Source organism: Lachnoclostridium sp., assembly GCF_031997925.1.
Lineage (GTDB): Bacteria > Bacillota > Clostridia > Lachnospirales > Lachnospiraceae > Lachnoclostridium.
The window spans coordinates 1-6,204 of the sequence record NZ_DAMADT010000024.1 but is presented as its reverse complement, the minus strand read 5'-3'; the positions used below and the strand labels follow the sequence as shown (position 1 = coordinate 6,204).

Here is a 6,204-nt window from a genome sequence, read left to right as displayed (position 1 = left end):
CCAGAAGTTCTATTTCATATTCATCCTTTCTAGTAAAAGTAATCTATATTTCATATGTTTTTCACTATGATATCATTCCACCATTTTTTCGTTTCATTCCCATGTTTTCCAGATTTCAGGACAAAAACCTATCGTTGCCTTTGAACCATTACGGACAATAGGTGTTTTATAATATTTAGGCATCTCCATAAGCTTTTCTATCTGATCCTCGGTTGAGAGATACTGAATCATGCAATAGTCTTTGACTGTTTTATCAATCAGAGCCTCAAAATTACCAAGAGCGTTAGATACACTAAGAAATTCGCCCTTGCTTAAGCCTTTACTTAATAAATCAATCGATTGAAATTTTACTCCCCTCTCTTTAAAATATCTCTCTGCCTTTTTTGTATCAAAACATTTTGATTTACCAAATATCTGAATGTTCATAACCTTTCCTTTCTATAATAAAAACAAGAATATGTTCACCATCTCTTAACTTTAAAATATAAGAACAAGAATACGTTGACTATCTCTCTTTATTTAAAATTAGAAATATTTTACATGACATTGTTTTTTTGCTATTGTATAATAGTATTAAGTATAATTAATATACCGAATATAACATTATTTGTCTATGGCGTATTTTAAGGGAGGGGTTAAAGTGACAGATTCAATTTGTAATAAATGCCATAAAAACCACATCTTACAATCACAAGGATTGTGTTATTCCTGCAATCAATCGAAAGAGAAAATCACCTATGAGACTTTGCTTTTAAACTTAAGAAAAATATTTTATAATACGATTTCCACAATACTTATTTATCTAATTAATATCTTACCAACTATTTTACTATATACACTCTTCGCGAATCGTTACCTTGAAAATACCAACTTAATCTTAACTTATGGAATCTCTATATCCTTTTTATTACCGTATTTACTAATCAAATGCAATCTAGCTTATAAGCTTTGGAAAATGCGATATCAACAGATTCAAGTTAAAGGAATTCACCTAATTTCAGAGGCTATTTCTCTTATTGTAAAAGTTACGGTCTACATTAGTTTTTTAAATAATCCAAGATGGTACGAGAATAAGTTGTCCAATATTACGAAGCTACTAACCAACATTACATTAGGAAAAATTAACATACTATATCTAACATTCTTAATAAGTACAACGGTAGCATTACTACTCTTACGCGCGTTTTTACATATTGTTGCGATTATCTTAAACAATATAAAAGTAGCCCACTACAGAGATTTCTATGAAAAGAAAGATATATTACCGATCATCCAATTCATAAATAAATTAGAAAACGGATATCTCTTATCACAGGAATTTTTAACTATGCTTGACAGTGAACAGGATAAAGTCTCGCAAAGTTTGCTCGCAATTGCAAATGAACCAAAGATAACAATGGATGCAGAGGACATTTTTCATGATTTAAATGTCTACGGAGAAAACAAAACACTTCTTCACACACTCTCTGAAAAATTAACCTCGAATGATCAAACACTATTTTTAACACAGGAAGAGAGTTTGATATATTATGCTTATATGAAAGATAAGTTAACCCGCTGGAAAGATCAAAATAGTGCTATGGACGGATACCTTGAACAAGAATTACTTTCTGAAACTGTCGAGCAATTTGAAAACATTAAGCTGCTCTATAGACAATGTAAAATAGAAAGCAAGACATTCTTTGAATTATCACAACGCTATGAAACGGAGTTTGAACTACCACTAAATGAACTTATCGAAAACCGAAAACTGATTAAGCTACGCATTGACCAACTTTATCATGATTGTGAAGCTTTAATTCAGAAGAAAGAAAATAAAGATAGACTAGTCGAAGTATTATCATTGTTTGGTAATAAGATAACGCATTTACCACAGTTACGATTAAATCTGTATGGAAAAGAAGTATCATTTGATCATATTATTTTATCCAAGCAGGGTATTTTTTTCATTGAACAATGTTGTTTTGAACTTCCTGAGGATACAAGTCTACTTATAGAAAAAGATGGCAGTCTATGGGTTCATAATGTAACCGATTTCTCCAAGCCTGCCTTCCTACCTTACGATGACTCTTTTCTTTCCCATCATAACGAAAAACTCTTACTGTTAGAACAATATCTAGAAGAGAATCTGAAAAGCGAAGATATTCCTATTATCAGTTTGCTCGTAATAAATCAAACTGGATTACATATAGAAAATTTCTCACAAAGATTGTACCTTAGTGTAAATGAAATTATACCCACCATACGCTCCTATCAAAAACAGCTTAATGATGAATTCCTAATTTCCTGCTACTCCTTGTTGTTAGAAGCTAAAGAATCAGATTACACTGAGCCAATCCCAAATTATAAAGAGCTTCTCTTCCGTAATTTAGAGGATAGCTATAAACAAAAAATATCACTTTATGAATCTACGAATCTGTTACAATCTCAGATTCGGAAGTTTAAAAACTCCTTAGATAGCTGCTTTAAAATACCTTCTTAGTATTAATTAAGTAAGAATTTAATATCATAATGGGATAAAAAGCTTGTCTCGCAAACTCTTCCTAAACATGAATTAAAAATATTGAAGTAGTGAATTATCTTTTAACATACCCAACATGATAGGACCAATAAAAAAACGTTCCTGACACTTTATAGGTGGCATGGAACGTTTTTTATTACTTTATAAAAATGGTAGAAAACATAGGGTTTAACTATGTATACCATCCTTAGAAATTAATACCTGTTGATTTTTGGAACAACCAAATGTAATATAGTATGTAACAATTATGTAATAATTATTTAACAAACGTAATATTTACTGGAGGTACTTATGAAATTAACCGGAGCACTAAGGATCGCTATGACAACATCTATTTTCGTAGCAGGAATGAACTTGAGTATAGTAAAAGCAAATGCTGCAACAGCAAATGAAACTTCCATCGGTGGCATGGGCCTTGCAGTAGAAAGCTATTATAACGAACGATTATCAGAATCTGGCATATCCATATCAAACATAACAACACCGATTCTTGTTGAAGGTGAACGTCTAGAAGCATTAGAACGTGTTTCACCATTTGAAGGTTTAGCATTTTCAAATGCAGAAGACTATGTGAACATACGAAGCAGTTGGAATACTGATTCTGAAATTGTAGGAAAATTATACCGTGGAGCCATGGCTCAAGTATTAGTAAAAGGACAACACTGGACAAAAATCAAATCTGGTAGCGTGGAAGGTTATATCCTAAATGATTACTTAGTTTATGATGACCAAGGAGCTGCTAAATTTGAGAATGACACAATTACAAAAAAGATAAAGGCTACTTGCGTAACATTAAATGTTCGTGAAAGCATGAGCAAAGATGCTAAGATTAAAGTACAACTTGGAGAGCAAGACCAAAAAGAAATTGTTAAAGAATATGATGATTGGTTTGAAATCCTCATAAATGAAAACAATGGAGTTAAAGAAACTGGTTTTGTGCACAAGGATTATGTTGATGTAGTCTACCAATATAAAAAGGCTATCAGCAAAGAAGAAGAGGAAGCAAAAGAAGCCGCAAGACAAGAAGCAATTTCGCAAGCTCAGCGCCCAAATTATTCTACTGGAAATACTTCTTCTAGTTCAAGTAATTCTTCTAGTTCAAGTAATTCTTCAAACTCTTCATCCTCTAGTTCCTCAAACTCAGGAAGTTCAAATTCTACCAGTACAGGTTCCTCCCAAAATACAAGTCTTGGTAGCAAAATTGCAAACTTCGCTCTTCAGTTTGTCGGTAACCCATATAGTTGGGGTGGTACTAGGCTAACCAATGGAGCAGATTGTTCCGGATTCGTACTATCGGTTTATAAAAATTATGGTTATAGCCTACCAAGAACGTCTCGTGAACAAGCAAGAGGTGCAGGACGTTCCATTACTCCAAGCTATAGTAATTTACAAGCAGGAGATCTTTTGTTTTACGGAGATAGCAGTGGTCGGGTAAATCACGTTGCACTTTATACTGGAGATGGACGTGTTGTTCATGCAAGTAATTATAAGGACGGTATTAAAACAAACCGCTGGAATTACAGAACTCCACTGTATGCAAGAAGGGTTATAAACTAAATAAGGTAAGAACATAAATATCTAAGCTTCATCTCTACAATTACACCAAGAAAAGTATGCAACGCAAACTTTCCTTGTCATGAAATACTGAAAGTCTCACGATTCAAAATGCTTAGAATCGTGAGATTAAACTACGTTTAGCAGTTCCAATCTAAAGCACAGGAAAAGGAGAAATCCATGAAGAAAAATCAAAAACTATACATTACACTTACAGCACTCACATTAACTACGATTTTAGCGGTTACTACTGCAATGAACTTATCAAAAAGTCCGAAGAAAGAACAAGAAAATCAAGACCAGGAAGTGAGTACTTCTGTTTCTGAGGATCGTTCACAAGAAGGCCAAGCTATCGATAGTTATACGGAACAGGAACTTACTCCGGTTCCAGAGGAAAGTACTTTCTTAAAGATCAATAATGACAAAAAAATTGATGATTTAATCAAAAAATACTATCAATCTCAGCTTAATCTAGATAAAAAACTCTATGAATCTATCGCTGTGGATTCTAAGCCTATGGATGTTAATGTCACTGCACGTAAAGTTGAGTATGTGGAGTCTTATGATAATATTATAGTTCATGTTGCAAAAGGAAATGAAGCTATTGATTTAGTAGCTTATGTAGAATATGATTTGCATATCAATTCCATTGATACATGTGCACCTTCGATTGATCGATTTTTCATTAAATATATCGATGGTGAACCAAAATTATACTTCGATAAATTATATCCAAAAACAGCCGAATACTTTAATACCTTAAATGAACATGAAGAGGTTCAAGAAATGATTACAGCAGTGAATAACAAATTCATCGCTGCATTAAAGTCTGACGAAAAATTAAATGATTTTTATAAGTCTGTGACTGAAGAAACAACGAATCTACAAAATAATAATAATTAATGAAAAAACAATATTTAATAAAAAAAGAACAACTTGAATCCTATATTAGAAGGCCGAGTTGTTCTTTTTAGAAGCACTATTGATTCGCTACTAAACTACCTATTATTCAGCTTTGTATTCGAAAGAATCACAGTCGGTACATTCTTTTTCTGTAGGATTTTCTTCATGAGTACCTACCATAATCTGATTAAGTGTACAGTAGTTTTCAGCCTGAGCATGGAATTTACAGTTATTAATAGTACAACCGATGCTTTCGTTCTTAACCATATTTCTATTCCTCTCTTTCTTATGAAAAATCACATTTGATTAGTCATTAACGTTATGAGCTATATTTAAACTCACATTTATCTGTTAGGACATGACATCCCGTATGCGTGATTTTATCACACTAAGTATAGTATTACGTAAAATTTCATAAAGTATTCTGTCATTTTATATAAAAATAGCTCTGCATCTAGTACACAAGACTTGATGCAGAGCCTATAAAATGGCATATACTATGCTAAATTGTTATATAATATCAGATTACTAGCATTGTCTAGGATAACAATTTCTCATTACTTTTTCTCTAAAAGCTAGCATACATTCGGTTAATTTCTTAGCTTCTGCTAATGATTGACATGCAGCAAATGCATGACAACAACTTTCATTTTGTAAATTATGAATTTCTTTTACCATCTCGTGTAATTCACATCTCATTTCTCTACAATTGCTATTACAGCTGCATTGGCAGTTCTCCATCTCATAGCAATCTAACCATTCGTTAATCATACAATATAACTCATGAATTTTGGTATTGCATCCAACTCCACATTGAAGACGTGCTATTGCCTCTTCTAAGTCCTTTTTCGCTTTACAAAACTCTACATCTGCTCCTTCTTCGTATTGTAACAGTTGATGCAATAAACAGTTAAACTCTTCATGGGATAGACAGGAAGTACAGCTTTCCATACAACCACAGTTCATATCCATACATCTACGGTTTCTCTCTATCTCATATCCGCAGCCTCGTTCCATTTCACAACCGCAACCTATATTTTGTTGACAGCCGCAACTTGGTGTCATTTCACACTCACAGCGAACTTCCTTTTCACAGCTCAATTCTTTCATGCAGCCACATTCCATTTCTCTTCTGCAACATTCCATCTCTTTCTTACAACCACGTTCCATTTCTCTTCCGCAACCACATTCCATTTCTCTTCTGCCACATTCCATTTCTTTTCTGC

General features: G+C 33.0%; 6 protein-coding genes. 3 read left to right on the top strand and 3 right to left on the bottom strand.

The annotated features are described in order from the left end of the window. Window positions 1-93: 93 nt before the first annotated feature. Window positions 94-426, bottom strand: coding sequence for an arsenate reductase family protein (locus RTP52_RS14475; protein WP_312100543.1), 333 nt, complete (start codon window positions 424-426; stop codon window positions 94-96). Between the two features lie 214 nt (window positions 427-640). On the opposite strand from RTP52_RS14475, the gene RTP52_RS14470 reads away from it, so the two are divergent. From RTP52_RS14470 to RTP52_RS14460, 3 genes are all read left to right on the top strand, one after another. Further along, the gene (locus RTP52_RS14470) at window positions 641-2,482 is read left to right on the top strand and encodes a hypothetical protein (RefSeq protein ID WP_312372153.1); all 1,842 of its coding nucleotides are present in this window, start codon (window positions 641-643) and stop codon (window positions 2,480-2,482) included. A 330-nt stretch (window positions 2,483-2,812) separates the two neighbouring features. Continuing rightward, window positions 2,813-4,078 (top strand): C40 family peptidase, encoded by a 1,266-nt coding sequence (locus RTP52_RS14465; RefSeq protein ID WP_312372151.1) that lies wholly within the window; start codon window positions 2,813-2,815, stop codon window positions 4,076-4,078. A gap of 177 nt (window positions 4,079-4,255) precedes the next feature. Next, window positions 4,256-4,978, top strand: a complete 723-nt coding sequence (locus RTP52_RS14460; RefSeq protein WP_312372150.1) for a hypothetical protein — start codon at window positions 4,256-4,258, stop codon at window positions 4,976-4,978. A 102-nt stretch (window positions 4,979-5,080) separates the two neighbouring features. Here the strand turns inward: RTP52_RS14460 and RTP52_RS14455 are convergent, their stop codons facing one another. Together RTP52_RS14455 and RTP52_RS14450 are read right to left on the bottom strand one after the other, a co-directional pair. Further along, a complete protein-coding gene (locus RTP52_RS14455; RefSeq protein ID WP_312100553.1) occupies window positions 5,081-5,245 on the bottom strand; it encodes a DUF1540 domain-containing protein in 165 nt (54 codons plus the stop codon). Between the two features lie 261 nt (window positions 5,246-5,506). Beyond that, window positions 5,507-6,204: hypothetical protein (locus tag RTP52_RS14450; protein WP_331661605.1), on the bottom strand; the 698-nt coding region annotated here is incomplete at its 5' end.